Consider the following 26,852-nt stretch of genomic DNA (forward strand, 5'->3'; position numbering starts at 1 on the left):
ATCTACTGCTGTAAGGTGGGTTTCTTCTGCAGCGCTTTCGGAATCCACCACTCGTTTGCATTGTAATCAAGCCCTGCCGGGGCCACTTCGATCCCCTTTATTCTCTTGCTGAAAATCGGCAGAGACATGGGAACATAAAGAAAACAATAAGGCTGCTCTTCGTGCATGATCTCCTGAACGCGGTCATAAATCCGTTTCCGCTCAGCCTGATCCAGAGTGGAGCGCCCCCTGTCGAGCAATTCATCCACTTCGCTGTTCTTGTACTTGATGAAATTCAAGCCGCCGGGAACGGCCTTGGAGGAGTGCCATACGGAATAGATATCCGGGTCCTGCAAGATATTCCAACCGAGAATAGTGGCATCGAATCGACCTTTGTCAATAAACTCCTTGAGAAAGGCAGCCCATTCAATTGTCCGTATCTTGACATCTATACCGATTTTCCTGAGCCGGTTCTGAATAATTGTTGCGGACTTAATACGCAAGGAATTTCCCTGATTGGTGATGATGCTGAAGGAAAAAGGCTTGCCGTCACGGTCGAGAATTCCGTCCCCGTCCGTATCGGTCCACCCGGCTTCCTTAAGCAGGGCCAGAGCCTTTTCCGGATGATATCCGTAAGGCTTGAGCTTGTCGTTGTATACCCAGGTGCCCGGCTTGTACGGACCGATTGCCGGATAGCCCAGCCCAAACAGAACCCCTTTTACTATCTCATCCTTGTCTATGGCGTAATTGACGGCCTGACGCACCCTGACGTCCTTGAAAAAAGGACTCTCCATATTAAAGCCGAGGTAGGTGTATGAGAACGACAGATATTTGTATTTCTGAAAATTGCTATCCCAGTTTCCCCCTTTGGTCTGATAAAGATACTGCTGGGGGGTAAGCTCCATGTCATCAAGAGAACCGCTCTTGAATTCCAGAAACTGCGTGGACTGGTCCGGTATGACCCTGTAGACCAATTCATCAATATACGGACGGCCTTCAAAATAATCGTCATTAGCCTCCAGCACGAGCCGCCTGCCCGGAATCCATTCCTTGAGTTTGTAGGGGCCTGCGCCGATGGGCTCGCGCCTGTATTTTGTTTCGTTCAGGTTCTCGTGTTCAAGAATATGCTTCGGAAGGATGTCGTTTGCCCAGGAAATCAGGGAACGGGCGAACACCTTATCGTAACGGACTTCGAACGAATATTTCCCGGTCAGCCGGAATTCCCTGACGTTTCTGTAATCCCCGGCATATGCCGTAGGCGTATCAGGATCGATCATCATTTTATATGTGAACTCCACATCTTCGGCAGTCAAAGGAACTCCGTCCGTCCAGCGGATATCCTTCCTGAGTTTGAAGCGCAGCAGCTTCCCGCCATCCAGAACCTCGAAAGATTCGGCCGCGTCCGGGACAAGCTCAATATTCTTGTTGTACTTCAGCAGCGAGACGAAAAGCTTGCTTGCAACTCCGTGACTGGCGGAATCGGAAGCCAGAGCCGAAAGGAGACACATAGGCTCCGCCAGCACAGGGTCGGTCAGCCTGCCGCCGAAAACCGGTTTCGAGTCATCAATCGTCGCTTGCGCAACCTCTTTCGCAGGCTCCTCTTTTTTAACATCAGGAGCATCCCCACACCCTGCAAGCAGTGCGAGAAACAAAAAAAACATAAAAACTATCGCAGGTCTGTTCATGTTGCCCTTATTTTTTTGCATAAAAATCTTCCATAAAGATCGCTAGATTGCTAACATATTCAGTATGGACTATTGTTCTGGAAAAGCCAAGCAATGTGCAGCGGCATATTGACCGCTAACAGATTTTACTTTACGGAAACATTCTATCTGCCTCTACTTAGAATAATTATCATTATAACAAAGACTGAATTATACATAACATACTGAAGTTTATAGTTCGGGGGAACGTGTAAGTATGTCACAAAATGAAGAAACCGTAGTTAAATCGATTCTGAAATCATTTTTATCCGGTACCGTACCGGAATATATCCTCGACGGCTCACACTCTATTGTGGCCTGTGACGGAGTACAGCGTCTTGAATTGAAAAAAAGAGAAAGATACTGGGATGTAGACGCGTCAATCCAGGGAGAAGATTTCCAGATATATTCCACGGAACTCGGCCTCAATCTGGCCGAGGAAAGCATAAATTTCTACTGCAACTGTCCTGAATCGTTTTCCGGGGTATGCAAACATGTCGGTGCTGCGGCCATAAAGCTGCTTCAGACTATTGATACTGACGAGGATCAGCCGGAGGCACAGAACACCGTTGACTGGCGCCAGAACTTCCGATCCTTTTTTGCCACGGAACTGGAGCCGGAAGCGGGCAAGCACTATATCCTGTACCGCATGTACCCGGAACCGGAACGCCTGCAGGTTGCTTTTTTCAGAGCCAGACAGAACAAGTCCGGCCTGTCTCAGGTGCAGAACGAAATCGAGCTGCAGGATATAATCGACAAGCCGGACTGGAGCGAAACGTCACCCGGCCTTCCGCTGGTGGCCGAACAGATCGGGCATTACCTTGATTACCGCGGGCACCGGGTGGAAATCCCTCCGGGGCTGCATGCCTGGTTTTTCACTGCTGTAAAGGATGAATACTACATGTTCCTGCGGGATACGGATATTCCGATCCGCATTGAAAGCAGGACCATGCAGCTCAGACTCTCTCCGGAGCTTTCCGAGGAAGGCCTCAGGTTCGATATACTTTTGTCTGATGAAGGCAAACCGCCGTTTTCCATCATGGATGATGATGAGGTCTTTTTTTACGGGCGGCTGCCCCTGTGGGTATACTGGAAACAGGGATTCTACCCCGTCCAGACCACCCTTGCGCCCAAGCTGGTGCAGGAAATGCGCATACAGAATCCGGTGATTCCCCCCGCGGACATACCGGAATTCCTTGACCGCGTCTGGACCCAGATTCCGGTATCCGACCTGCATGATCACGAAGAATTTCTGGAAAAGATGCAGCCGTTCTTCGTTCCCGCAACCTTCAATCCCAAGCTTTACCTCAACGAGGAAGGCTCGCTGCTGACGATCAAGATCGACAACATCTACGATACCGAGCACGGGGAAGTCTCCATGGGAGATCCCAACCCGGATCTGCAGACCGGAAGTTACAGGGACGGCGAAAAATCCTACCTGGTCCGCCGGGCACAGGACGAGGAAGCACAGCTTTTTTCGGAACTCAGAGACATGGGATTCCAGCCGAGAAGCAACTCGGTCTGGTTCATGGAACAGGAAGCGGCCATAACCTTTCTGCTGGACTTTTACCCGCAGCTTGTCGAAGCCTACAGAATATACGGGGAAAAGAACCTTACCCGCTACAAGGTAAGACTTACCTCGCCTCAGATTGTCGCCGAAATCGAGACTGACGAAGACAACAAGTGGTTCAACCTCGACATCAACGTGGAATACGACGACCAGCGGGTACCCATTGATAAGATATGGGAAGCCTGGAGTCAGGGCAAACGGTACGTGCAGTTGAAGGACGGCTCCTATACAAGCCTGCCTGAATCATGGCTCAAGAAACTCAGCCACAAGCTCAAGGCTCTGGGTTACGATCCCGAACAGCCGCCAAGACAGCAGTACGAACAATATGAAACTCCGGTTCTCGATAAGATCATTGAGGATCTCCCCGATGCCAGAACAGATGAACATTTCGTCAAGCTCAGGGAAAAGATTCATAACTTCGATGAAATCAGGATGATTGATCAGCCCAAGGCGCTCAATGCCACCCTGCGGCCGTATCAGGTTCAGGGGCTCAGCTATCTCAACTTCCTGCGTGAATACCGCTTCGGCGGGATTCTGGCTGACGAAATGGGGCTGGGTAAAACCATCCAGACCCTGTCGTTCATCCTTTCTCTGCACGAACGGGGAATCACCGGTCCGAACCTGATCATTGTTCCCACTTCGGTAATGCCGAACTGGGAAAGGGAAGCACAAAAATTCTGTCCGCATCTGCCCCTGCTGACCATTTACGGTTCAAGGCGTGAAGACCTGTTCAAAAAGATTCCTGAATCGACCATCGTCATCACCACCTATGCGCTGCTGCGGCGGGATCTGGAAGAACTGCTCAAGCACGAATACACATCGGTTATTCTGGACGAAGCCCAGAACATCAAAAACCCGAATACCATAACGGCAAAATCGGTCCGCAAGCTCAAGAGCGACATGAGACTGTGTCTCTCCGGTACGCCGATAGAAAACAACCTTTTTGAACTGTGGTCCCTGTTTGAATTCCTCATGCCCGGATTCCTCAGTTCACAGCATTCGTTCCAGCGCGGAATAGTAAAACCGATCAAGGACGGGGACGAGGAAACTCTGAACTATCTGCGGACAAGGGTAAAACCCTTTATCCTGCGCCGCACCAAGTCTGAAGTGGCCAAAGACCTGCCGCCCAAGATCGAGACCGTGCATTACTGCGACCTCATCGAGGAGCAGAGGGAGCTCTACAACGCTCTTGCAAAGCGGCTCAAGGACCAGGTGCTCAAGGATGTGGACGAAAAAGGCATGGCCAAAAGCCAGATGTCCATACTCGACGCCCTGCTCAAACTCAGGCAGATCTGCTGCCATCCGCGCCTGCTCAAACTGGATATGCCCGGACTTTCCACCAACCTGCCCTCCGGCAAGTTCGATGCGTTCAAGGACCTGGTCTTTGATATCGTGGAAGGTGGACACAAGGTGCTGGTCTTCTCACAGTTCGTACAGATGCTGCATGTGATCCGCTCCTGGCTGACCATCAAGGATATTCCGTTTGCCTATCTTGACGGCTCCAGCAAGGACCGTTTCGATCAGGTTGACCGCTTCAATGACAGCCCGGACATCCCCATCTTCCTCATTTCTCTGAAGGCTGGCGGAACCGGACTGAACCTGACCTCTGCCGACTACGTGATCCACTACGACCCGTGGTGGAACCCGGCAGTGGAAAACCAGGCAACAGACCGTACGCACCGCATAGGACAGAAGCGTCAGGTCTTTGCGTACAAGATGATCTGCCAGAACACGGTGGAAGAAAAAATACTCAAGCTGCAGGAAATGAAGAAAAACGTTGCGGATGCCATTATTCCCGGCCAGTCCGCCCTCAAGTCGCTCACCCGTGACGATCTTGAAATGTTGTTCGAAATTTAACCTGCACGTAACAAAAATATAACCGGATCAAATTAAGTTGGCCCGGACTCTCTTAAGAGAGTCCGGGCCTTTTTACCTGAAAGGAGAAACAAGATGAACTGTAATACTGAAATTGCCGTGATAGCCTATGCGGACAGCGGCAACTGCTGCCCGTCACTCGGAACATATCCGGAACTGAACATCAGACACTGCCGGGACCTGGAAAGCTTTCTTGATGAAATGCTCGAAAACGATTTTTCAGGTGTTATCCTGGAGATGAAAAAAGTCATGAGCACACCGGCAAATGATCGAAACAAGATATTCGCCCTTGCTGCCGGCAGACCCATGATGAGAATACGAGGAAATGGTCGGCAGACATTGCCGGTTGACGACCCGGTCTGTTTTCGCAATGACTGCATGCAGAGAAAAACCAGATCAACCCGCCTGTATGAAAGGGTTCCCGTTTCTCTGCAGGTGCAGCTCAGCCACGAGGACGACCACGTAATGGCAAGGGAGTTCTACGCCAATGTCGAGAACCTGTCCGAAGCAGGATGCTTCATAACAACCGAAACCGACCTTTCCGCAAACAGATTCGTACACATGAGATTTCACGACATCTCAAACAAACTTCCTGTATACGGGGCCATCCGCTGGTCTGCTGCAAAAGAAAACGGAAAATTCGGGTACGGACTGCAATTTGTGAAAATTAGCGATGACCAGAAACAGGAACTTATCGAAAAACACATCTCACCGAACCTCCTCGCGAACAGCCCCGCTGAAATAGAATAAACTCCCACCCCAGACTACCGCAATGCTCAAGCATGGACAGTGTCCTTCCTGATGTGCAATAATGACGGCATCATGAAATACTCCATGTCACGACTGAGCATTGCGGCAAAACTGATACTCATCCTGCTGCTGATTATGGCGAACGGCTGTGCCATGATGCACGGCTCGCTGGACCAGGCGCAGGAATACAGCCGGGAATCCAATTATGAGGCTGCGGTACAGACTCTGGACAACGTAATCGGTTCGGATGAATCGGAATCAGTCAAAGCACACGCATTCATGCTCCGGGCGGAGGCATACTCTTCCCTCAAGGAATACCGCTCGGCCTATCGTGATCTTCAGGTTGCCTGGAAGCTGTCCTGCCACCTCTACCAGAAAGGACCGGACGCAGCTGATGCTGAATCCGATTTCAATACAGCAAAATCCTGCACGGAAAAAATTCCCCTGCTGATTGACGAATTGAAACCCTTCATAAGCGACTTCGGAGCCATCATGGCAACACAGGAAGCAGCGGCCATTGTCAGAAAAATATTCCCTGAACTGCCCAGATGAAAATCTTATAAGAGACCTAACTAAAAATTTTACTGCACCCTATGGCGCGTTTACCTATTGTCGTTCTGATCCAACATGCAAGGACAGTTGGAATATTTTCCGGATGTCAACATCTAATCAATCGATTGACATTCTTTAATCATGCGATTAATTAAGGCCATGAAGGCGTGCAAAAAGACATTGCCGAGAAACGGATATCGCCGGATATCTCATCAATTCACATAATGCCGTAACAAAGAAGCAAACGGATGACTTGCGTAGCGTTGCTACTTTTTCACTCTGGCCGCATTTAGTTACGACAAACCCAGATCGCAGAGGTTCACTGCTTCTGCTGCGACTGCCGGAACCTTTTCCGGTCACCAGTCCAAGGACGTAAGCATGATCAGAGAATTAGACCGATATGGGTGTTCGCGAAATTGAATAATGATGGGCTCCGGAACATCCATATTCCCATTTTTTTTGCACGATTACTAATCAACTGATTGATTAGATACGTCGAAATATTGCCATAAGGGGGGATAGCCATGCGCAATACAATATTATTTTTGATGCTGACAATGCTGCTTCTACCGGGATGCAAAGAAGAAGTTCAGGTGGAGCAGCCCATACGCCCTGTGCGGGTTCTTAAAATAACAGACCAGAACATGCCGGAACAACGCAAATTTCCCGGCAAGGTCAAGGCCACCCGTGAGGCGACCCTTGCATTCCGGGTTCCGGGGCAGATTGAACATTTTGATGTAAAGGAAGGCGATTTCGTTGCAAAGGGACAGGTGATTGCCGAGCTTGACCAGCGGGATTTTCAGGCCGCGGTAGCAGATCTGGAAGCAAAGCTTCTGGGCGCAAGGTCTGTGATGAACGAAGCCAGACTTAATTATGAACGCAACGGCAAACTGCTCGCTTCCGATACCGTGGCCCAGTCTTCCTTTGATTCAGCCAAAAGTACGTATGAAAGCAGCCGGGCCCGGGTCAACTCGCTGGTTCAGGAACTGCGCCGGGCCAAGCTCAACCTGCAGTACACCCGGCTGGTAGCACCCTTCAGCGGAACAATTGCCGTAAAATCAGTGGACAATCATGAATTCATCCAGGCCAAGGAGCCTATTGTGCAGCTTGAGGACACATCAGCTCTGGATGTGGTTGTGGATGTGCCGGAAAACATATGGGTTCGCGGATTCATCAATAAGGACAGCCGCACCTTCAACGCCTTTGCCAGGTTTGAAAGTTACCCGGGCCGCGATTTCAAGCTTGGGATCAAGGAGTTCCAGACAAAGGCCAATTCCGAGACCCAGACCTATGAGGTAACCCTCAAAATGGAAAAACCCGAGGGACTGTCCATACATCCGGGTATGACCGCAGAGGTCGTGGCCAGTATGCCGGAGACAAAAGGAGTGAAAACTGTTTCCGTACCTGTTTCAGCCGTTGTCGGCTTTCCGGATCAGGACAAATTCGTCTGGATCTACGAAAAGGGCACTGTGAAGAAACGCAATGTCAAAATAGGCAGAATCATCGGCGACAGGTTTGAAGTCCACAAGGGGGTCAACCCCGGCGAACAGGTTGTCGTATCCGGAGCGCATTACCTGCGCGAAGGACAGGAAGTTAAGATCCTGAAGGGCAGAATCGGAGGCCGGGGATGAGTCTTGCACGGCTGACCATTGAGAAGAAAACCGTCTCAGTGGTCCTGACAATTGTGTTTTTTCTATACGGGATAATGGCGTTTCTGAATATGCCCCGCCTTGAAGATCCCGAATTCACTATCAAGGAAGCGCTGGTAGTAACCTCGTACCCCGGAGCCACTCCCTCGGAAGTGGCTGACGAAGTCACCGATGTGATTGAAGGGGCGGCCCAGCAACTCAAACAACTCAAGAAGGTAACCTCCATCTCCAACCGTGGACAGTCCATTGTCACCGTTGAAGTGCAGGACCGATATGACAAGGACACCCTGCCCCAAGTCTGGGACGAACTCCGCCGGAAGGTCAGTGATGCCCAGCCATCCCTCCCCCCCGGGGCAGGGAAGTCCCTTGTCATAGATGATTTCAGTGATGTTTACGGAATTCTGCTTTCAATTTCCGGGGACGGATACTCTCAGCAGGATCTGCAGGATTATGTGACGTTCCTGCGCAAGCAGCTGCTGCTGGTGGACAATGTGGCCAAGATCACGGTCTGGGGGGAACAGCAGGAAACCGTATTCGTGGAGATTTCAAGGGCGCGTATGGCCCGGTTGGGAGTCTCCCTTGATTCGATTTACAAAACTCTGTCCAACCGCAACCTTGTGGTCAAATCCGGCAACGTCAAGGTCGGCAGGGAATATATCGAGATCTCACCGTCAGGCGGAGTTGAATCGGTTGAAGACCTTGGGGACCTCTACATAAGGGACGGTTCGGGCAGACTGGTTCCGCTACGGGACGTGGCCGAAATTCATCGCGGTTATCAAAGCCCGCCCTCGCAGTTGATGAGCTTCAACGGGCGCAATGCCGTTGCCATCGGAATTTCCATGACTCCATCGGCCAATGTGGTCGACCTTGGCGTAGCCATCAATAAAAAGCTGGATGAACTGCAGGCCCAGACCCCGGTTGGCATGAATGTGGAACATGTGTACTTCCAGCCGAGCCGAGTGGAAGCCGCAGTCAATTCCTTTGTCATAAACCTGGCTGAAGCCGTGGTCATCGTCATTATCGTACTGCTGCTGTTCATGGGGCTGCAATCCGGTCTGCTCATCGGGGCAATCCTGCTCATCACCATCTGCGGATCGTTCATTTTCATCCAGATGGCGGGAGTGGCGCTGGAACGCATTTCCCTCGGCGCGCTGATCATTGCACTGGGAATGCTTGTGGACAACGCCATTGTGGTAACGGAAGGCGTGCTCATCCGCTACCAGAAAGGCATGGACCGCATCCAATCCGCAATTGACGTTGTAGAGCAAAGCAAGTGGCCTCTTCTCGGCGGCACAGTCATAGCGATTATGGCTTTTGCCGGAATAGGATTCAGTCCGGACAAGGTCGGCGAATTCTGCCGATCCCTGTTTATTGTCCTGTTCATCTCACTGATGATGAGCTGGGTAACTGCAGTGACAGTAACCCCGCTGCTCTGTGAAATATTCCTGCGGCCCAAAATCAGCGAATCCGGTGATCCATATGGAGGAGTCCTCTTTCGCATATATCGCGGCATTCTCGAATTCTGCCTGCGCAACCGGGTTTTGACCATGGCAACCCTGTTCCTGATGCTGGTGGGGTCAATATACGGTTTCGGCTACGTCAAGCAGAGTTTCTTTCCGGACTCCACCCAGCCCCGTTTTTATATCCACTACTGGTTACCGCAGGGAACGGATATCCGGGCCACGGCTGAGGATGTAAATGAAATAGCAGCGGTAATAAGGAAAGACGAGCAGGTCAAAAATGTGACCACTTTCACCGGCGAAGGAGCACCCCGTTTTATCCTGACCTATTCCCCGGAAAAGACGGCTTCATCATACGGCATGCTGCTGGTGGAAGTGAAGGATTATGAAACTACCGGCGAGGTCATGGCCCGCTATAAAAAATATCTTGAAACAAACTATCCTGATGCTGAACCAAAGGTAAAAAAATTCAAGCTTGGTCCAGGCCGGGCTGCCTCCATTGAAGTCCGGTTCAGCGGTCCGGACACATCTGTTTTGCGGAGGATATCACGCGACGCACAGGAAATAATGCTTGCTGGAGGAAAAACGGAATCAGTACGAGATGACTGGCGGCAGGATGTCAAAATCATCAGCCCGGTCATATCGGAGGCACAGGCCAAAATCGCGGGTATCACCCGTCCGGACCTGGCAAAAGCCATGAATATGTTTTTCACCGGCACCAACGTGGGAATCTACAGGGAAGGTGACAAGCTCCTGCCTATTGTTGCCCGCCCCCCGGACAAGGAGAGGCTGGATGTAACCCAGATAGGGGATGTACAGATATTCAGCCCTGTGGCCGGGCGCATGATACCAGTAGAGGAAGTCGTTTCCGGATTTGAAACAAATATCGAACCGGGCAAACTGTGCACACGCAACCGCATGCTGACCGTGACCGTATCCTGCGAGCCGGTAAGCGGCCTGCCTTCGATGCTTTTCAAAGAGCTTCGTCCGCAGATCGAAGCCATGAAACTTCCCGCGGGATACTCCATGGAATGGGGCGGGGAATATGAAGACTCCAAGGACGCCCAGACCAGTCTTGCAAAATGTCTCGGCGGCCCGTTCCTGATCATGATCATCGTAACCATAATGCTCTTCAACAACCTGCGGGTCCCGGCCATAATCTGGCTGACTGTGCCCCTGTCCATCATCGGGGTAACCTGGGGACTGCTGGCCACGGGAGAGCCGTTCGGGTTCATGGCTCTGCTGGGCTTCCTTTCACTTTCGGGAATGCTCATCAAAAACGCCATCGTCCTGCTGGACCAGATCAACATAGAACTGGCTGACGGCAAGCCCCCATACCGTGCGGTCATGGATGCGGCGCTGAGCCGTATCCGCCCGGTGGCCATGGCTTCCGGCACAACCATACTCGGCATGCTCCCGCTGGTAACCGATGCCTTCTTCTCGGCCATGGCGGTTACCATCATGGCAGGTCTGGCCTTTGCCACAGTGCTGACACTGCTGGTTGTTCCGGTTCTTTATTCCATGTTCTACAAGGTCAAAAACCCTTCATAAACACTGCTCCCGGCCTCCGCTGCTGCGGCGGGGGCCGGAAAAACAGCTGACCACTATTTAAATACTGCTTACTCTTTTCTGCAACTTTATGTTTTAATAAAACACCGACAGAAAGCAGCTGTTGAAACACTGACTGCCGGAATCAGGACTCTTTCGCTGTCTAATCTGAAACAGGTACAGAGGATGGAGGATAGTTGAATGAAAAGAATTCATATACTGACAGTCTTCGTCTCACTGCTGTTTTTCGCCATAGCAGCCCATGCCGGATCATACCCCATAGTGGATAGCGGGCAGGAAGCATGCTTCAACAATTCACGGCAGATAAGTTGCCCGGATAAAGGTGACAGCTTTTACGGTCAGGATGCCCAGTATAAAGGAAACCAACCGCAATACCGGGATAATGGAGACGGAACGGTTTCGGATCTGGTGACCGGTCTGATGTGGGTCAAAGCCCGAGGGCCTCAGCTTTCATGGCAGGAGGCCATGGACGGGGCAAAAGACTGCAGGGTGGGCGGATATACCGACTGGCGTGCCCCAACCATTAAGGAACTGTACTCTCTTATAAATTTTAACGGATGGGTTCAGTGTTCCGAATCAAGTTCAATTCCATTCATAAACACAAAATATTTCGATTTCAAATTTGGAGACACCTCGAAAGGAAACCGCATAATTGACTGCCAGGACTGGTCTTCGACCAGCTATGTGAGCAGAACCATGGACGGCAACCCCACCGCATTCGGAGTCAATTTCGCTGACGGACGCATAAAAGGGTATGGGAAAACACATCGCAGACCCATGGATAAAAAATACATACGTTACGTTCGTGGAAATCCTGATTACGGAAAAAATATTTTTGTTAAGCGCAGTGACGGTACTATTGAAGACAGGGCCACCGGACTCATCTGGCAGAAGACTGACAGCGGCCGGAAGCTCAACTGGGAGCAGGCTCTCAGTTACTGCGAGAATCTTACCTACGGAGGCCGCAATGACTGGCGTCTGCCAAGCGTGAAGGAACTGCAGTCAATCGTTGATTACTCACGCAGCCCAGAAACAACCAATTCTGCTGCCATCGATCCTGTATTTGATGTCACTGACATAGAATCTTATTATTACTCTTCCACAACCCATCTGGACGGCCCCAGTCCCAGAGCGGCCTGTTATGTCGCTTTCGGTCGGGCCATGGGCAATTTCGCACCTTTTCGCAGCAAGAACAAAAGCTGGATGGATGTCCACGGAGCGGGAGCACAACGCAGCGATCCCAAATCTGGTGATCCCGATGCTTATTCCTCCGGGCGCGGTCCTCAAGGGGATGATATACGCATCTACAACTATGTACGCTGTGTGGCCGGTGGCGATGTAGAAACCTATGATCCGCCTTATGTCAAAATACCCGTATGGAAAGGAACTGCAGGCTTCTCCGGTTCAGGAATGAGAGGCAGGAATGGTCTACAGGAATTCGGAGGAAATCCGAATCAGAACGGACGCTCGAGCTTCAACAACCGGAATAATGGGGAAATGAGAGACAATTCCATGGGGCAGGGTCCCGGAAACAGGCAGGGCCCGCCTGAAGAAGCATTCACAGCCTGCGAAGGACGCGCTGTCGGAGACGATTGCACAGTGCAGACTCCCCATGGCCCCCTTAAAGGACTCTGCATATCCCGCAATAAGCGGATTTTCTGTGTGCCTGAAGGCCACGGTCCCGGCAGGAACCGAAGGGGAGGACCTCAATAGCGGCCCCGAACCCTTTTTTCTTTCACCGGTTCTGCCGGATTATGGTTTTCAGCTTCATATCTAACTTTCCGACCAGTCAAAAAGACATAGCAATCTCACTGATTAATCAAAAAAAAGGAGTGGTTAAAACCACTCCTTGAAATCTGTTAGCCCTTGTCAATTCTAGGCTAAAGAAGACTCATAGACTAATAACTGGACACTCTTCTTACACAACGAATCAGAACGGAACCTCGTCCATTCCGCTGGCCTCGGAAGGAAAAGCCGGGCCGAGATCTTCATCATCCTGATAGCCGTTCTGCTGATTCTGGGGTTGCTGATAGCCACCCTGCTGCTGAGGCTGCTGATATCCGCCCTGCTGGCGGTTGTTGTTATACTGGCCCTGGTTATTCTGCTGACTGTAGCCGCCCTGCTGTCCCTGATAGCCGCCGGCATCCTGTCTGCTGTCCAGGCCCTGAATATTGTTGGCCACGATTTCAGTCGTATAGCGGTCCTGACCGTTCTGGTCCTGCCACTTGCGGGTCTGCAGTTTACCCTCAACCAGTACAAGCCGTCCCTTGGAAAGATATTTGCCTACGAATTCAGCGGTCTGGCGCCAGGCCACAACACGGTGCCATTCGGTTTTATCAACCCGCTGTCCGGTATTGCGGTCCTTGTACCCTTCGTCGGTAGCGACTGACAGGTTGGCAAATGCCTGGCCGGAGGTAGTGTACGAAATTTTCGGATCCTGACCGATCCGGCCTATCAATATAACCTTGTTCATGCTTCCAGCCATTTTCGGTCCCCACTTATCTAAATTTTCTTTTAGCCGCCGTTTTTTCGGCAGCACTCAATTCTTCTTCAAGATCATAGCTGATCGTATTGGCTTCCGAGGGCTTCCAGTCCCCGAGAGCCTTTTCCAGACGTAATTTCAAGTCATAAGCCCGGCGGATGGATTCGCCAACGGCTTCGGCCTTGTCTTCGGGAATCATGCCAAGTTCCAGCCTGTCCTTCAAGTCCTCAACAAGCTCGATGACTCCTCTGGCCCTTCCGGGCGACCGGGGTTCCTCCCAGGCGGTAGCGACCAAAGCCGGCCATTTCTTTTCCACCTCGCCCTCATCATAAGTCCGGGCCATAACCCTTATCTGAAGTACGTCTCCCATTACAGGCTCCTTATAAGCTGCAGACAGAAAATCGGAAAGCCGGAAAGGATCTGTTGAAGAACTTTAATCGCGTTCTTCCCACTCGCTCTGTACCCGGTTTACAACTTCCTGAATCTGTTTGAGCTGATCGGCCGGACAGACTCCGATAAGCGGCTGTCCCGCATCTACATTGTCTCCGTTATGAAAATAAACGGAATAAATCAACCCTTCCGGTCCGCTGTAGTTGAGTGCTGTTTCACGTTTCATGCGGGAAACGATAAAAAGATCCATGCCTTCCCCGACCTTTACGGAACGGGCGCCGGAACCTTTGACCTTGCTGTCGACCTCAGGAATAAAATAATATTTTGCCTTTTCCGGAGCATTAAACAGAAAAAGGGCTTTCTTGAGAATCTGCTCGATAACCTCTTCCTTGGACAGGAAATGACGAATCCTGATCAGGACTTCACCGGCTTCCACAAACTGCCCTTCCAGCTCCTGCCGTACAGAGACTATTTCGCCCTTTTCCGGTGCTGTTATACTCTTGGTGTTGCGTTCGCGAGTGAGTTTGGCCAGCACGGTTCCCTGTTTTTCCTTCCATTCCCCGGAAGGTCCCTTCACCTTGTCTCCGGGTTTGAGACCGGCAAATTCCACCAGTCCGGTATGCGGAACTGAAATTTCGATTTCCTCATACGGAGAAGCCTTTATTTCTTCAAGTAATTCCTTGATATTAAGCATTTATCGACCTCGATTCATTTATGACTGATGCAGCGCGCTTCAGGCGGCAGTCCATTATATACATTTTTATACGCCGGAACCGCAAGGCAGGCGGTCCGAAAAACACGGCTTCGGGAAACTTGCAGACAATATCCCCGAAGTCAACAGATTCATGAGGGTCCTATCATAGAAAACGGACAACGATAAGTACATGCATAAGCGAAGGTAAAAACTACCTGTAGTACAGATTCCTGCCGCCCATGGTCAGCAATGCCTGCCGGATATTCTTCGCCATTTCACGGCGATCCCAGATCCCCAGAATATGGCTCCGGGACAAGGCTTTCCAGGCATTGTGATAATCCGGCGGAACTGAAATCCCGGTTGTCTCGGCAATGACTCTGGGTCCGGCGAAGCCGATGCTGGAGGACCTGATACCGAACTGGTACGCGGAGCATCCCAGAAAACTGGCCACAGAACCGCCGTATGAATTGGTATCGTAAACAACAAGGTACAATCCCCCGGCATCCATATACCGGCGCAGGGCCATGGTACAGCGCGGCATCTGCAGCACACCGTTTGTTCCTTCCTGAATCCTTATCCCGGCAGTTCCATGCACATAGGCAATCAGGGGAAGCTGCTTGCGCTGGGCCCGTTCGGTCGCACGGATAATCTTTTCACCCTCGGCAGCCCCCACGGACCCTCCCCTGAACGGAGCCGCCAGACAGATTACAACCGCGTTGATGTCGTCCAGCCTGGTTTCAAAAGTAATGCAGGCAGATCTCAGGCCGGTTTTCTTGCGGGCTTCATCAAGCTTCAGGTCAAACCCTTCGTAATCCAGCGGGTTGGCTGATTCTATCCCGGAATTGAACTCGAACCCGTCTGCGTAATTGAAAACATTGTAAAGATACCACTGGTACTCCATCGGGAAATGATGTCCGCAATGGCTGCATACCCCGGCAAAATCTCCAAACAGATCCGGCCCCCACAGATCGAGGCATCCTTCCGTTCCGGAATTGGGGCAGGAGTATGCGCGGTCCTCTTTGGCCCGGACACTGATGTATTTCCATTTCCCGTCCTCGAAACAAGGACCCTGCTCGGGGTTGGACAGGCAGAACAGCTTATCGCGAGTGTCAGAGGATAAGGCAGCGCGAGGCTTGCGTTTCTTTTCTTCCTTTCGCAGCAGCCTTGCGGTCCTCTCTCTAATTATATGGGCTTCGGCCTGAATCTCCTCCATTCCGTTCTTTGCAGCGCGTATGCCGCGACCTACAAAGTTATAGACAACCCATGACCGCGTGGTCCAGGCCGCGCCCTGAATAGCTGCACCGACCCGCAAAAAAATGGATCGGTTGTCCAGATATGATCCGGTGGAAAGACTGCGGAACTTCTCATAGCGCTTTTCAACAAGCCTTTCCCGCGCCCGGGGAGACAGGCTCCAACGCATGAAAACATCTTCGCCGCCCTTGCTCCCCTTCTGTTTCAGGGCCATGGCCCTGAACAGCTTGATCCCCCTTACGGAGACACAGGCCTCATTTGTGGCCTTTATAACCGAAGACCGCAACATCTTGAAAAAATTATAACTGTTCGGTTTGGCGCCGAGATGGGGCTCCTGGACTATCCTGTCCACATAGCCCATCCTCAGATTATCCTCGGCAGTAATGCGGAGTCGGCGGGCGCAATTGGCCACAAGCTCCTCACTGACGCGCCTGCCGCTGCCGGAACCGGCCTCTATGGCAGCAGCCCCCTCCGGAGAAATAACCGAATAATACCCATGGGAAAGCATCAGCCGACGATCGGCAAGGCCAATGGCTTCCGCCCCTCCGGACCCGCCCTCGGATATAACCGCTATTATCGGCACATCGATTCGCGACATTTCATATATATTTCTGGCAATCTGCTGGGCTGCACCGGGGTAATCCTCCACGGGATATGATCCGGGCGTGAATATGTATGTATGGATGGGAATCCCCTCGGCCTGTGCGACTTTCATATAGTGGAGCGCTCTGGCGTTTCCCCACGGCTTTACTGATCCGCCGTTACGGAACTCCTGCCCGTGTCCCTTCTCCTGCCCGATAACCATGACCGGCTGATGCACGACCTTCTGCCCCACGCGCCTGCTGATGTACGCCTGAGCAATGACCATGGACGGATCAATGCTGTATTCCCCCAGCCCGCCCAGTTCGGTATAGTTGTCGTAGACGTTTTCAAGAATGTCGGCCAGACATATCCGTTGCGGATGGCGGACTATGCGCACCCGATCCATGGGGGTGAGTTCCTTTTCCAGCTTGGATTCCAGAAATGCGAAAAGGTCCTCCAGACGGGTCAGTCGATGAACGGATTCGGAATGTGAAAGCCCCCGGACATCGGCACGGAATTCGGCCAGTTCCGTACCGAGCATAGTGATATTGGCATTTTCATTGTTGCCGAAAATATCGCGAATATAGTTCAACCGCTCTGTCAGGATATCTATCTGCTTATCGATGTTCATCTAAAATTCCAGCAGCCCGGCAGTCTTGTCCATCAGATATGAAACATTGGATTCAAGGAGACGACCATTGCGGTCCGCACCTTTGAGGCTCAGATCGCGGAGAAAGCGCAGTCCCCGTTCCTGAACCTGACGCAGGGAACTTCCGCGCACAATGGCCAGAGCAAGATTGGGATCGAATTCAGTGGGAATTTCGTAGCTTCTGCCAGCCGGAACCTGAGTATAAACCTCCAGCCAATCCTCATCCCGCCAGGCGAATTCGTCAATACAGCCCACCCATGGTGCGAAATCAGCAGCAGGATTTTCAGCGATAATACGGTATTCCAATGCAGCGCCGCACAAAGAGATATCCTGCTGGCAATAATCCATGGGACCTCCGAGAGCCAACCGGACCTGTTCGCGCACGATGTCCACATCATCATTTCCGCAGATGGAAGCAATTGCGGCTGAAACCCCGTTCTCGACCTGAATACGGGTATTCACTTCCATGAGGAAAGGTTCCCCCCTTGGCGTGACAATCCACTCCCAGGTCCCCACACTGTCGTAATTCACCTCACGGGCCATGGTCAGAGAATGCCCGGTAATTCTTTCCAGCAGGTTTCCGGCATCGAAAATATAATGAATTTCATCTGGAGCGAAGCCGGGAGCAACTTCAATGCGTTTCTGGTTCCCGCTGCTCTGAACAGAACAGTTGCGGGTGCCGAAATGGACATGGTTGCGACCTTCCCGATCTGAAACAACCTGAACTTCAAGGTGATTGAAGTCGTAGATACGCTGTTCAATGAGAACACCATCGTCATTGAACTGCCGCTTGGCATAATTTCTGATCCGTCTGTATACGGACCGGAACTCGTCAGGATCAGAAACTTCCTCAATCCCCATGCCTCCACCTCCGGCGGAAGCCTTGACCATTATGGCCGGAGACTGAAAGCCCTGCTCCCGCTGAAATGAGAAGAGGCTACCGGCCAGTTCCACGGCCTCAAGTTCGTCATAAACGGGACTGTCCGATCCTGGAACCGTGGGCACACCCAGACTGCGGGCCAGCCGCTTGGTATTGATCTTGTCGCCGAGTTCCCTGATTATCCACCAGGACGGCCCTATGAATATAAGTGGATTGCTGCGCTCGGTAACGCGCCGGGCAAAACGGAAATCCTCGGCGAAAAAGCCGTATCCAGGATGGATGGCAGTGGCTCCGGCCTTGTCCGCAACACTGAAAATTTCATTGGCATCGCGGTACGAACCGATCCTGAACAGGGAGTCCGGCCCACCATGTTCACGGGCGTAGTCCACATGCCCGCTCTGGCTGTCCGCCTCTGTGTACACACAAACGAACCCGTGACCGAGTTCGACACAGGCCCGCGCTATACGAATCGCAATTTCGCCACGGTTTGCGATCAGGATTTTATGCCGTCCGTTATGCAAAATCAAACCGCCGGGAATATCAGCTGTTAGCACCTTTCTGCTTGCGCATCATGATCATACGTTTCTGAACCTCAAGAACGAGTTTATCGAGACGCTCTTCCTGATATTTGTCCAGATCCACATAAATGCAGCCCATGAGCCCCTTGCCGATATCCCGCACAATCTTGATCGTCAGCCCCGAGAGAATCACTTTCGGTCCCAGCACGAAATCGGCCGAAAACTGTTCTCCCACATTGAACTTCCGGCCACCGGAGGAGAAAGCCAGCCCGTTGACGCTGAAATCCTTAACCGAGTATGGAGCCGGCTTTCCCGAAATCTTGATAGCCAGTCCCGGAATGCTGGTCCGGAAAGCCCCTCTGGCCTGATTCTTACTGTCAAATGAAATATCCATCTTTCACTCCAAAAAACGCCGACAACCCACTGCCGGACAACCGCGATTTACGGCCCTGTCATTATCTTATCCAGAACAAATTCCACCCTACGGTTGAGTTGACGGTTCCGGGGGGAACTGTTCGGCACCAACGGATTCATTTCACCAAGTCCCGTGGCTGTAAGCCTGTTAGGCTTAAGCCCGAGTTTCATCAAATATCTTAACACATTGACTGCGCGAAGAGAAGATATCTCCCAATTATCCTTCAACCTGCCCCCCTTTCCGGGAAGGGTGTTGTCGGTGTACCCCTTGATGTTGATGTACTGATCGGGATGTTTGAGAAAAAAATCCCTCAACGCCCTGACTGCCGCCATGCCTTCCTTGGTGAGGTCTACCTGACCGGGTTGGAAAAGGACATCCGAGGGCAGTTTTATAGTGATTTTTCCATCCTCGAACTTGGCGCTCATTAACCCGGCCACACCTTTAGTGGTCTGAAGATACTTCACATCTTCATAAACCCTGCGTTGCGCCTTTATTATCTGCCTGCGGGTCATCACCTGATTCAGGATGGCCCCGGCCTCCTCCCTTTCGGTCCTGCTCGTGGCCACCTTATCCATCTTACCGTGAATAGCCTGGGTCACAGACTGAAAAGTCATATCGAATTTCTTGGCATCAATCTCGGACATGGAATAAAGCAGAATAAAAAAGACCAACAGAAGCATGGAAAGATCCGCAAAGGTGGTTATCCACTCATTGGAATCATCTTCTTCCTCGCCGTCATCCTGAATCAGCGAACCTTTAAGGAGTTCGTCATCCATGGCTAGTCTCCGGTACGGTCCTTGGGAGCCTGGAAGGATGACAGCTTTTCATAAACCAGTCTCGGGTTATTATTCTCAAGAATTGATTTGGCGCCTTCGAAAATTATCTCAAGGTGCAGTTGCTCCTGCAACGTTCTGGCCCGAAGTTTGGCCCCGATGGGTATGAAAAGCAGTGTAGCCAGCAGGGACCCGTAAAAAGTGGTCAGAATGGCAACGGCCATTGCAGGCCCGATGGAAGCTGGATCCTCCAGATTTGAAAGCATCTGGACCAGACCGATCAGGGTTCCGAGCATTCCGAAGGCAGGCGCCAGACCGGCAAGACGCTTGTATACGTCCTGTGCAATCTTGTGCCGCCTTTTCATTGCAGAAATTTCAATAGCCAGAGTGGCCCGGATCAGTTCAGGATCGGCATTGTCCGCAATAAGCTGGCAGGATTTTCTAAGGACCACATTTTCCGTCTGAACGTTCTCAAGAGCGATCAGGCCTTCGCGGCGGCTGATTTCAGCAACCTTGACCATGATGTTGACTACATCGTTGACCCTGACTTTTCTGGAAGCGAAAGCCTTGAACCCGGCAAGCATGGCCTGCAGGACCTCTTCAAACGGAAAGGCAACGCAAATAGAGGCCAGGGTTCCGCCGACAACAATCATCATACCGGGAACGTTAATGAAAACATTAACGGCTCCGCCGATAAATATAGCTCCGACAACCAGGGAAAGCCCCACAAGCATGCCGATCAAAGTGGAAAAATCCATAGAATCCCGTTCTCTTTTCAGTTAGTAGTGGAGCAGGCGATAGAGCGGCGCAACAGCCCCTCCCCTGTGCAACACCTGCATTTCAACTTAAAAACACGAGCAAAGACTATGACCTCCCCCGAATCCATAAGTTATATTAACAGGCATATACTAGAAAAGATAGATAATTTTCAACCCGGAGCAACCGGGATAATCTTGGGTTCCGGGCTCGGCGAAGCAATCACACGTCTGGATGAATGCACCGAACTGTCTTATTCGGACATTCCCGGGTTTCCGGAATCAACAGTCAAAGGGCATGGCGGCAAACTGTTTTACGGTTTCATGGACGGAACGCCGGTTATGGTCTTCAGCGGTCGTTTTCATCTGTACGAAGGGTACAGTGCAGCAGAAGCATGCACCCCGGTAAGGGTGATGGGAGAACTCGGCATCGGCCGGATATTCATCACCAATGCTGCGGGAGCTCTCAACCCCCAATTCGATGCCGGCGACCTGATGCTGATCACCGATCACATAAATTTCACCGGATGCTCACCGCTTTCCGGGCCGAACCACGAAAAATGGGGCGTGCGCTTCCCGGATATGAGCCGGGTGTATTGCAAAGAACTGTGCAGCACAGCCATAGAAGCGGCCAAAACGGTTTCCGTGCGTCTGGAACGGGGTGTCTATGTTCAGGTGTCCGGCCCAAACCTTGAAACACCTGCTGAAACCCGCATGTTCAGGACTCTGGGAGCGGACGCCGTCGGGATGTCCACAGCCATTGAGGCCATTGCCGCAGTTCATATGGGCATAAAAGTCATGGGCATTGCCTGCCTGACCAACAAGAACCTCCCGGACTGCATGGCCGAAACAACTCACGAAGCGGTAATTGAGCAGGCGGCTAAATCATCTGCAGCCATGTCCGCCCTGATCAGAGAAATTATTTCCCGGCAGGATTAGCCGGAGTCGGAATTCCGGCGTTATTTGCCTGAATTGCTGACACAAATCACCCCTGAGCAGAGTCAATACACCGGATAAACACCGCTTTTATTCCATGGCATCTTCATTGCTTGACACTTGGCGCAGGAAAAGCCTGCATGGTTCCAGCATGCAACAACGGGGATAACCGATGAAATCAAGATCAGCCTTCATATTATTTGCCTTCATGGTCATGACCAGTATCTGCGCCTGCTCCGGATGGGAGGACCGCACACTGGACTACCTCGGAGAAAGACCTACAACAGGACCTTTCTTCAAGGAAGACAACACACCCATGGTGGAACTCAACTACAATGCAGGCGATACAATAGCCCGCCAGCTTGAAGAAAGGCTCCCTCCGGGGTCTCCCATTACCGTTACCATGTTCCGCATGCGCGGCAGTGAGATTCAAACAGATTTCGCAAAGGTTCTTACCGAACAGGTTGCATCCAGGCTGGCTCAGGAAGGCTTTGCCATAGTGGCCGACAGTTCCGGATTTCCGACAAAATCAGAAGACGCCGATTTTCCGGCCCCGGTCAAATGTGTTCTGGCCGGAGCATACTCGGTCGGTCAGGAACAGATCTTCATAACTGCTGCTGTTTCCACCGTAAAAGACGGTGAAATAATGGGCTCATACGACTGGAATGTTCCGCTCAACTCGAAGACCCGTTCACTGCTTCCGATTGAAGAGTCCCCGTATATGGAGCCGCTGGTGAACACTTCCGGACCGCTTGAAAAAGAAAGCAGCGGAAGCTTTGCAACAGGAGATGCAGCGCAGCCCGTGCCGATGCCCACTCCCATGCCCGGATTTGAACAGAACATAATGGAATAGTGTCCCGACCACATCAGGTGTCAGTTGAGCATTGCCGCGTAAAGTCGCCTGGCATGTCTTTTAGAGATTCCCAGACGCTCGGCTATTTCACTGGTCCCGATACCGGAGTTGCGAAGTTTCAGCACCTTTTCCCCAAGGCGTGCATGCCTTAGAAAACGGGTCGAAACATAGATACTTTCCCGCGAAAACTCGTTCATTACACTGAAAGCCGCGTTCTCCGGACATTTGTCCCCGGCCTTGACCTTATGCATTTCCCTGAGGATTGCCTCATACAAATCATTATCTCTCATCTCCCCTTCCTCCTTGTTTGTCTATAAAGATATATTAAATTCTATAAAGGACAGTCTCTGCCATTTTTTGGCGGCAAAATAAAAAAGCCGTTCCTGCGTAGGAACGGCTTTGCTTCAGAGGGGTTATGCGGGTACTTATTAAAAAAGCTTTTTGAGGGTATTTCCAAGCTCCTGAACCGGGTTCTTGTCCTTGGATTCAGTCCCGGAACTCTTCTTTCCGGAAAGTGTGTTGCCTATGCCTTCAAGGACATTTCCCACGCCTTCAATCACGCTACCGACAATCTTGAAACCGGATTTGGCAAGAATCACGGTAAACTTGGGCAGGTCAACCATAACGGAAGGATCGGCAACCTCCCCGGTCACGGTAAAAGGAACAGTCAGTCCGATAAGATCGTCCATACCCTTTCCGCCCTGACCTTCCAGTGTTCCAACAATCTTGGCATCAAGAGCGTAATCTATTTTCATGGTATTCAGATCAAGCGATCCTTGACCTGCAGCGCGCAGCAACGGGGACTGCATGACCAGATCCTTGTTTACGGCCACTCCGTTTTTTATGGTGGCGGTAGCGGAAACCTCTCCGAATTCAGTTCTCTTGCTGTCTCTCTTTCCGAACGCCCCGCCGGTCAATATGGAAAAGGCATCTCCGGCCAGATAAAGCATATCGAATCCGGAAACATAACCGTCAAGGACCTTGAAACCGAGCTTCCCGTTCAGATTGGCATAAATCGCCTTCAGGTCATTTCCTTTGGTGTTAAGTCCGGTATTGAAATCCACCTTACCGGAAAAGCTGTCCTTTCCGGTCATATCCTGAGCAAGCACCGCCCCATCCAGACCGCTGAGCGATGCGGACGTGGAAATAACCGGGAGCTTACCGCGCACATCAACAACGGCGGAGCTTGTGAAAGAGCCTTTTGCCAGGTTGAACGAAGCCGGCTTTACGGTCAGAACCCCGTCCTTTGCCCGCGCCTTGATAATCAGGTCCGTAAGTTTTGCCTTTGACGCAACCAGACTCTTCACGGACAGATCAGCCTTGAGGGTAAGCTTGCGCAGCAATTCAACCGGGATCAGCCCCTGATCTTCTGTGGCAGGTTCTGCTTTACCTTCTTTTTCAGCTGCGGATTTGCTTTCGGCCTTTTTCTTTTCAGCCGGTGGAAGATACCTGTCCACGTCAATGGAATCGACATCAACCTGCGCCACGATGTTCGGGCGATCCGGGGTTGCGATGGAGAACAGCCCCTTTACAGTAGTCTCATCAAGATTGACCAGCAGGTCCTTGATCTCTGCGGAACTTTTGGTTCCGGAAAAATTGAAATTCATCCCGACCGAGGTCAACGCCTTGGCGTCCGCTGTTTTCAGCGGTGTTCCCATCCTTTTCAGGGAATCTTTCAGATTAAAGGACGGGACATTGATGTCACCGGAAAATTTCATTTTTTTATTACCAAGATCGGAAGCCTTAAGATTGCCTTCCGCCCTCAGGCCATATGCCTCAAGAACGAGCCCGGATACATCCGCCGACTCTTTGAGCAGATCAAAAGCAGCATCACCGGAAATTTTGACCGTGCCTTTGCCCCCCGGAACAGCCTGCCCCGAAGCCTCAACTACAACACTCAATCCGGTGACTCCGGCCTTTTTGAAATCTTCGAAAAGTTCAGCCTTGCCGGAAACATTGATATCAGCATTTATTTCAGGACGGGTGGAGGAAGCGGCAACATGGATTTTAAAAGTAAACGGGTCCCCCGGTGCAAATCCATTCACATTAATATCGCAGTCGTCTATGGCCTGCCGAATGTCTTCCATCCTGTCATCCCAGACAATTTGCGCGTTTTCGATATTTATTCCGGCCACGGAAATCGGAATTGATGCACCACCCTTTTCCGCTTTGGTTTCCTTTGAATCGGAAGGAGTTGCAGCTTCCGCCTGTGCCGAAGCTTCTTCCGCTTTTACAAGATCATCCCAGTTTGTTTTTCCCTGTTTGTCACGCATCAAGTAAAGCTGGAGATCAGCCACATCAATGTTATTGAGCTCGATTGACCCGAAAATAAGGGGGACGAGTTTCAGGCTTACATCAGCGGATTTCAGGCTGAGCATATCCTGACCTTCGAATCCCTTGGCATTGGAAAGGGCCAAACCACCGGTTCGCACCCCGATCCAGGGAAAGACGGAGAGAGAAAGATCTCCCTTGAAAACAAGTTCACGCCCGGTTTTATCCCGAACAATTTTTGAAATATCATCCTTGTAATCATTCGGATCAATCAAAACAGTCGCCAGCACCATGGCTGCCGCAATAACCGTAACCAGACCAGCTACAATCCAAATGGCAATTTTGGATACTTTTCCCATAAGTTCCCCGCTTGGTATAGACTGAAAAAGCAGTACAAATTCATTTAAAAATCAGATGCAAAAAAACACATCAGCTTCAGTATATCTTCACAGCAGATAAAATCAAATCTTATTATAGATAATAGAACTCGTTTCAGAAACAAGTCTCAACGGATCACATTCAAGCGGCTATTGCCAACTGCTGCGGAATCGGGCAATAAGTCGTCATGAAAAATAAGTGGTTTCTTCTTCTGGCGAGTATTGTTTCGTATGCCCTGTATCTTATCACCATGGTCAGCCTGCCTCATTTTCTGGACGGTGTTTTGGGCTTCTGGCCCGAAGAACTGGGATACCGATTTGCAATAAAACTGAAAGGCAATACCCCTCTGCTATATTTCTGCATCGGACATATGGCAATTTTCGGGGCTGCCATTCCCCTAACCATCGCCAAGATCTTCAAGTTGAAACCGCACAGGAAAGTGCCGGGAAAAATACTCTGGCCGAGCATAATCGTTTTGCTGGGGGCATTCTTTTTTTACGCCAGCTATCAGGGATTCCTGATGAACATGCTTCACCCGGACCCGGACCCGCCATACATGACGGAAGCTTTTTTCTATATCTTTCCATTGGCTTTGGGATTTTCAGCATATTCCTGCTTTCTTCTGCCCAGAGCCATAATGTTTCTGCTGGATCAGAACAGATTCTCCCCTGTCATTGAAGCTCTTGTTGCAGCCGGAACAATGTTCATATCGTGGAAAGTCTACAACCTTGATCCGCACATACTCCCGGAAAAAATATTCTGGACCGGGATGGTAATTGCCGCGGCCGGAGCACTTTCCCGGTCATTCTACATGTCATTTGCAGCCTGCTTCGCAACCCTGTACGGAGCAGCGATGGTACATCCCGTTTTTTACCACATCCCCTGGGAACCCATTCTGCCGGGATTCATTGTCGCTTTCAGCGCCTTCTGTCTATACCTTCACTCCCGCGATACAAGGATATTTCCGCCCCCCCAGAGCTGAACCAATTGATTAAAAAAGGGGAAACATCGGCATTAACCGGCGTTTCCCCTTTTCATTATCACAATAATCCAAAATATATCAGCCGAGCAGTTTCCTGATCTCCTGCAGTTCCGCTCTTACCTCACGCAAAATTTTCCTTTCCGGGATCATTTCCGATTCATTCCCGATGCGCAAAAGCGGCAGTTGATCTACGGGGGCCGGAGATGCGGCTCTATTCTGTTCAGCACAATTGCCGTTCTCTGAACCTTCAAGTCGCTTGCGGGCACCTTCTATGGTCAATCCTTCGTCATGAAGCAATCCCTTGATCCGGCGGATCAGCGAAATATGCTCATCGCTGTAGAGACGCTGTCCGGAAAGGGTCCGGATAGGCTCCAGCTGCTCGAACTCCCCTTCCCAAAAACGCAGGACATAGGACTTCAGCCCGACAAGTTTGGCCGCCTGCCCGATCTTATATGTTTTCTCTTCAATCTGTCCTGACATAGAATATCTTAGTATCAGAGAGGCACTCCTTAGAAAAGCCCAAAAGAGCCGAATATCTGCCGAACAGAACAAACTTTCCCTCTACAGAGCATAGCCCGAAAACACCAGCCAACAACCCCGCTAAACGGTTCAACCGGCTGATTATTTAGAAGAACAGACAGAATCAACAAAAAATCTAAAAAGCAGCTTGACAGCAAAGCCCCTCTCACGTAGAACCTGCTTCGTCGACAGCGAGTCGGCCCAAAAATAGGCGCGTAGCTCAGGGGGAGAGCGCTTGCTTGACACGCAAGAGGTCAGCAGTTCAAAGCTGCTCGTGCCTACCAGGTAAATTATAAGGACTTACGATGAAAATCGTGAGTCCTTTTTTCGTTGGGTCAACACAAGGGTCAACATCTGGAGATCTTATAGTGATCCTGTTTGGTTTTACAGTGATCCGTAAATGCTTCCCTGACTGCT

At 51.1% G+C, this 26,852-nt stretch carries 21 protein-coding genes and 1 tRNA gene; 10 read left to right on the plus strand and 12 right to left on the minus strand.

What is annotated here, in order from left to right; genetic code table 11:
* Nucleotides 1-2: 2 nt before the first annotated feature.
* Nucleotides 3-1,685 carry a peptide-binding protein gene (locus tag ACKU4E_RS08400; RefSeq protein ID WP_320170623.1) on the minus strand — a complete coding sequence of 561 codons (1,683 nt, stop codon included), beginning with the start codon at nucleotides 1,683-1,685 and terminating at the stop codon, nucleotides 3-5.
* Between the two features lie 214 nt (nucleotides 1,686-1,899).
* Here ACKU4E_RS08400 and ACKU4E_RS08405 point away from each other — a divergent pair, with 214 nt between their 5' ends.
* From ACKU4E_RS08405 to ACKU4E_RS08430, 6 genes are all read left to right on the plus strand, one after another.
* Nucleotides 1,900-5,109: an SNF2-related protein gene (locus ACKU4E_RS08405; protein ID WP_320170624.1), complete on the plus strand. Its 3,210-nt coding sequence runs from the start codon at nucleotides 1,900-1,902 to the stop codon at nucleotides 5,107-5,109.
* Nucleotides 5,110-5,202: 93 nt separating this feature from the next.
* Entirely contained in the window at nucleotides 5,203-5,877 is a 675-nt protein-coding gene (locus tag ACKU4E_RS08410; RefSeq protein ID WP_320170625.1) for a PilZ domain-containing protein, read from the plus strand.
* A gap of 51 nt (nucleotides 5,878-5,928) precedes the next feature.
* A complete protein-coding gene (locus ACKU4E_RS08415) occupies nucleotides 5,929-6,429 on the plus strand; it encodes a hypothetical protein (protein ID WP_320170626.1) in 501 nt (166 codons plus the stop codon).
* Nucleotides 6,430-6,953: 524 nt separating this feature from the next.
* Nucleotides 6,954-8,060, plus strand: coding sequence for an efflux RND transporter periplasmic adaptor subunit (locus ACKU4E_RS08420; RefSeq protein ID WP_320170627.1), 1,107 nt, complete (start codon nucleotides 6,954-6,956; stop codon nucleotides 8,058-8,060).
* Complete coding sequence (locus ACKU4E_RS08425; RefSeq protein WP_320170628.1) at nucleotides 8,057-11,089, plus strand: efflux RND transporter permease subunit; 3,033 nt, start codon at nucleotides 8,057-8,059, stop codon at nucleotides 11,087-11,089. Before ACKU4E_RS08420 ends, ACKU4E_RS08425 begins: the two co-directional genes overlap by 4 nt.
* 198 nt (nucleotides 11,090-11,287) lie before the next feature.
* Entirely contained in the window at nucleotides 11,288-12,820 is a 1,533-nt protein-coding gene (locus ACKU4E_RS08430; protein ID WP_320170629.1) for a DUF1566 domain-containing protein, read from the plus strand.
* 217 nt (nucleotides 12,821-13,037) lie between these two features.
* Here the strand turns inward: ACKU4E_RS08430 and ACKU4E_RS08435 are convergent, their stop codons facing one another.
* The 8 genes from ACKU4E_RS08435 to ACKU4E_RS08470 all read right to left on the minus strand — a co-directional run bounded on the left by ACKU4E_RS08435 (nucleotide 13,038) and on the right by ACKU4E_RS08470 (nucleotide 20,499).
* Nucleotides 13,038-13,592, minus strand: a complete 555-nt coding sequence (locus ACKU4E_RS08435; protein WP_320170630.1) for a single-stranded DNA-binding protein — start codon at nucleotides 13,590-13,592, stop codon at nucleotides 13,038-13,040.
* 13 nt (nucleotides 13,593-13,605) lie between these two features.
* Nucleotides 13,606-13,959 (minus strand): hypothetical protein, encoded by a 354-nt coding sequence (locus ACKU4E_RS08440; protein ID WP_320170631.1) that lies wholly within the window; start codon nucleotides 13,957-13,959, stop codon nucleotides 13,606-13,608.
* Between the two features lie 63 nt (nucleotides 13,960-14,022).
* On the minus strand, nucleotides 14,023-14,673 hold the full coding sequence (locus ACKU4E_RS08445) for a biotin attachment protein (protein WP_320170632.1): 651 nt from the start codon (nucleotides 14,671-14,673) through the stop codon (nucleotides 14,023-14,025).
* A gap of 211 nt (nucleotides 14,674-14,884) precedes the next feature.
* On the minus strand, nucleotides 14,885-17,137 hold the full coding sequence (locus tag ACKU4E_RS08450) for an acetyl-CoA carboxylase carboxyl transferase subunit alpha/beta (RefSeq protein ID WP_320170633.1): 2,253 nt from the start codon (nucleotides 17,135-17,137) through the stop codon (nucleotides 14,885-14,887).
* Nucleotides 17,138-18,556, minus strand: coding sequence for a biotin carboxylase N-terminal domain-containing protein (locus ACKU4E_RS08455; protein ID WP_320170634.1), 1,419 nt, complete (start codon nucleotides 18,554-18,556; stop codon nucleotides 17,138-17,140).
* 19 nt (nucleotides 18,557-18,575) lie between these two features.
* The gene (locus ACKU4E_RS08460; protein WP_320170635.1) at nucleotides 18,576-18,947 is read right to left on the minus strand and encodes a PilZ domain-containing protein; all 372 of its coding nucleotides are present in this window, start codon (nucleotides 18,945-18,947) and stop codon (nucleotides 18,576-18,578) included.
* A 47-nt stretch (nucleotides 18,948-18,994) separates the two neighbouring features.
* Nucleotides 18,995-19,744, minus strand: a complete 750-nt coding sequence (locus ACKU4E_RS08465) for a flagellar motor protein MotB (RefSeq protein WP_320170636.1) — start codon at nucleotides 19,742-19,744, stop codon at nucleotides 18,995-18,997.
* Between the two features lie 2 nt (nucleotides 19,745-19,746).
* Nucleotides 19,747-20,499 (minus strand): MotA/TolQ/ExbB proton channel family protein, encoded by a 753-nt coding sequence (locus ACKU4E_RS08470; protein ID WP_320170637.1) that lies wholly within the window; start codon nucleotides 20,497-20,499, stop codon nucleotides 19,747-19,749.
* A gap of 108 nt (nucleotides 20,500-20,607) precedes the next feature.
* Between ACKU4E_RS08470 and ACKU4E_RS08475 the strand changes: the two genes are divergently transcribed.
* Both ACKU4E_RS08475 and ACKU4E_RS08480 read left to right on the plus strand, forming a co-directional pair.
* On the plus strand, nucleotides 20,608-21,435 hold the full coding sequence (locus ACKU4E_RS08475) for a purine-nucleoside phosphorylase (protein ID WP_320170638.1): 828 nt from the start codon (nucleotides 20,608-20,610) through the stop codon (nucleotides 21,433-21,435).
* Between the two features lie 169 nt (nucleotides 21,436-21,604).
* Entirely contained in the window at nucleotides 21,605-22,285 is a 681-nt protein-coding gene (locus ACKU4E_RS08480; RefSeq protein ID WP_320170639.1) for a hypothetical protein, read from the plus strand.
* Nucleotides 22,286-22,305: 20 nt separating this feature from the next.
* Here the strand turns inward: ACKU4E_RS08480 and ACKU4E_RS08485 are convergent, their stop codons facing one another.
* Nucleotides 22,306-22,575 carry a hypothetical protein gene (locus ACKU4E_RS08485; RefSeq protein WP_320170640.1) on the minus strand — a complete coding sequence of 90 codons (270 nt, stop codon included), beginning with the start codon at nucleotides 22,573-22,575 and terminating at the stop codon, nucleotides 22,306-22,308.
* A gap of 138 nt (nucleotides 22,576-22,713) precedes the next feature.
* A complete protein-coding gene (locus ACKU4E_RS08490; RefSeq protein WP_320170641.1) occupies nucleotides 22,714-24,915 on the minus strand; it encodes an AsmA family protein in 2,202 nt (733 codons plus the stop codon).
* A gap of 206 nt (nucleotides 24,916-25,121) precedes the next feature.
* Between ACKU4E_RS08490 and ACKU4E_RS08495 the strand changes: the two genes are divergently transcribed.
* Nucleotides 25,122-25,916, plus strand: a complete 795-nt coding sequence (locus tag ACKU4E_RS08495) for a hypothetical protein (RefSeq protein WP_320170642.1) — start codon at nucleotides 25,122-25,124, stop codon at nucleotides 25,914-25,916.
* Nucleotides 25,917-25,994: 78 nt separating this feature from the next.
* On the opposite strand, the gene ACKU4E_RS08500 is transcribed toward ACKU4E_RS08495, so the two are convergent.
* Nucleotides 25,995-26,396, minus strand: coding sequence for a MerR family transcriptional regulator (locus ACKU4E_RS08500; protein ID WP_320170643.1), 402 nt, complete (start codon nucleotides 26,394-26,396; stop codon nucleotides 25,995-25,997).
* A 248-nt stretch (nucleotides 26,397-26,644) separates the two neighbouring features.
* Here ACKU4E_RS08500 and ACKU4E_RS08505 point away from each other — a divergent pair.
* Nucleotides 26,645-26,719 (plus strand) — tRNA-Val (locus ACKU4E_RS08505).
* The last annotated feature ends 133 nt before the right edge of the window (nucleotides 26,720-26,852 follow it).

This window comes from Maridesulfovibrio sp. (assembly GCF_963677005.1).
Lineage (GTDB): Bacteria > Desulfobacterota > Desulfovibrionia > Desulfovibrionales > Desulfovibrionaceae > Maridesulfovibrio.

Coding starts and splice junctions, on each gene's coding strand:
- ACKU4E_RS08440 (WP_320170631.1), bottom strand. CDS start 13,959: ATGGGAGACGTACTTCAGATAAGGGTTATGGCCCGGACTTATGATGAG.
- ACKU4E_RS08445 (WP_320170632.1), bottom strand. CDS start 14,673: ATGCTTAATATCAAGGAATTACTTGAAGAAATAAAGGCTTCTCCGTAT.
- ACKU4E_RS08420 (WP_320170627.1), top strand. CDS start 6,954: ATGCGCAATACAATATTATTTTTGATGCTGACAATGCTGCTTCTACCG.
- ACKU4E_RS08410 (WP_320170625.1), top strand. CDS start 5,203: ATGAACTGTAATACTGAAATTGCCGTGATAGCCTATGCGGACAGCGGC.
- ACKU4E_RS08415 (WP_320170626.1), top strand. CDS start 5,929: ATGTGCAATAATGACGGCATCATGAAATACTCCATGTCACGACTGAGC.
- ACKU4E_RS08425 (WP_320170628.1), top strand. CDS start 8,057: ATGAGTCTTGCACGGCTGACCATTGAGAAGAAAACCGTCTCAGTGGTC.
- ACKU4E_RS08450 (WP_320170633.1), bottom strand. CDS start 17,137: ATGAACATCGATAAGCAGATAGATATCCTGACAGAGCGGTTGAACTAT.
- ACKU4E_RS08460 (WP_320170635.1), bottom strand. CDS start 18,947: ATGGATATTTCATTTGACAGTAAGAATCAGGCCAGAGGGGCTTTCCGG.
- ACKU4E_RS08400 (WP_320170623.1), bottom strand. CDS start 1,685: ATGCAAAAAAATAAGGGCAACATGAACAGACCTGCGATAGTTTTTATG.
- ACKU4E_RS08405 (WP_320170624.1), top strand. CDS start 1,900: ATGTCACAAAATGAAGAAACCGTAGTTAAATCGATTCTGAAATCATTT.
- ACKU4E_RS08495 (WP_320170642.1), top strand. CDS start 25,122: ATGAAAAATAAGTGGTTTCTTCTTCTGGCGAGTATTGTTTCGTATGCC.
- ACKU4E_RS08480 (WP_320170639.1), top strand. CDS start 21,605: ATGAAATCAAGATCAGCCTTCATATTATTTGCCTTCATGGTCATGACC.
- ACKU4E_RS08485 (WP_320170640.1), bottom strand. CDS start 22,575: ATGAGAGATAATGATTTGTATGAGGCAATCCTCAGGGAAATGCATAAG.
- ACKU4E_RS08435 (WP_320170630.1), bottom strand. CDS start 13,592: ATGGCTGGAAGCATGAACAAGGTTATATTGATAGGCCGGATCGGTCAG.
- ACKU4E_RS08500 (WP_320170643.1), bottom strand. CDS start 26,396: ATGTCAGGACAGATTGAAGAGAAAACATATAAGATCGGGCAGGCGGCC.
- ACKU4E_RS08470 (WP_320170637.1), bottom strand. CDS start 20,499: ATGGATTTTTCCACTTTGATCGGCATGCTTGTGGGGCTTTCCCTGGTT.
- ACKU4E_RS08490 (WP_320170641.1), bottom strand. CDS start 24,915: ATGGGAAAAGTATCCAAAATTGCCATTTGGATTGTAGCTGGTCTGGTT.
- ACKU4E_RS08430 (WP_320170629.1), top strand. CDS start 11,288: ATGAAAAGAATTCATATACTGACAGTCTTCGTCTCACTGCTGTTTTTC.
- ACKU4E_RS08475 (WP_320170638.1), top strand. CDS start 20,608: ATGACCTCCCCCGAATCCATAAGTTATATTAACAGGCATATACTAGAA.
- ACKU4E_RS08465 (WP_320170636.1), bottom strand. CDS start 19,744: ATGGATGACGAACTCCTTAAAGGTTCGCTGATTCAGGATGACGGCGAG.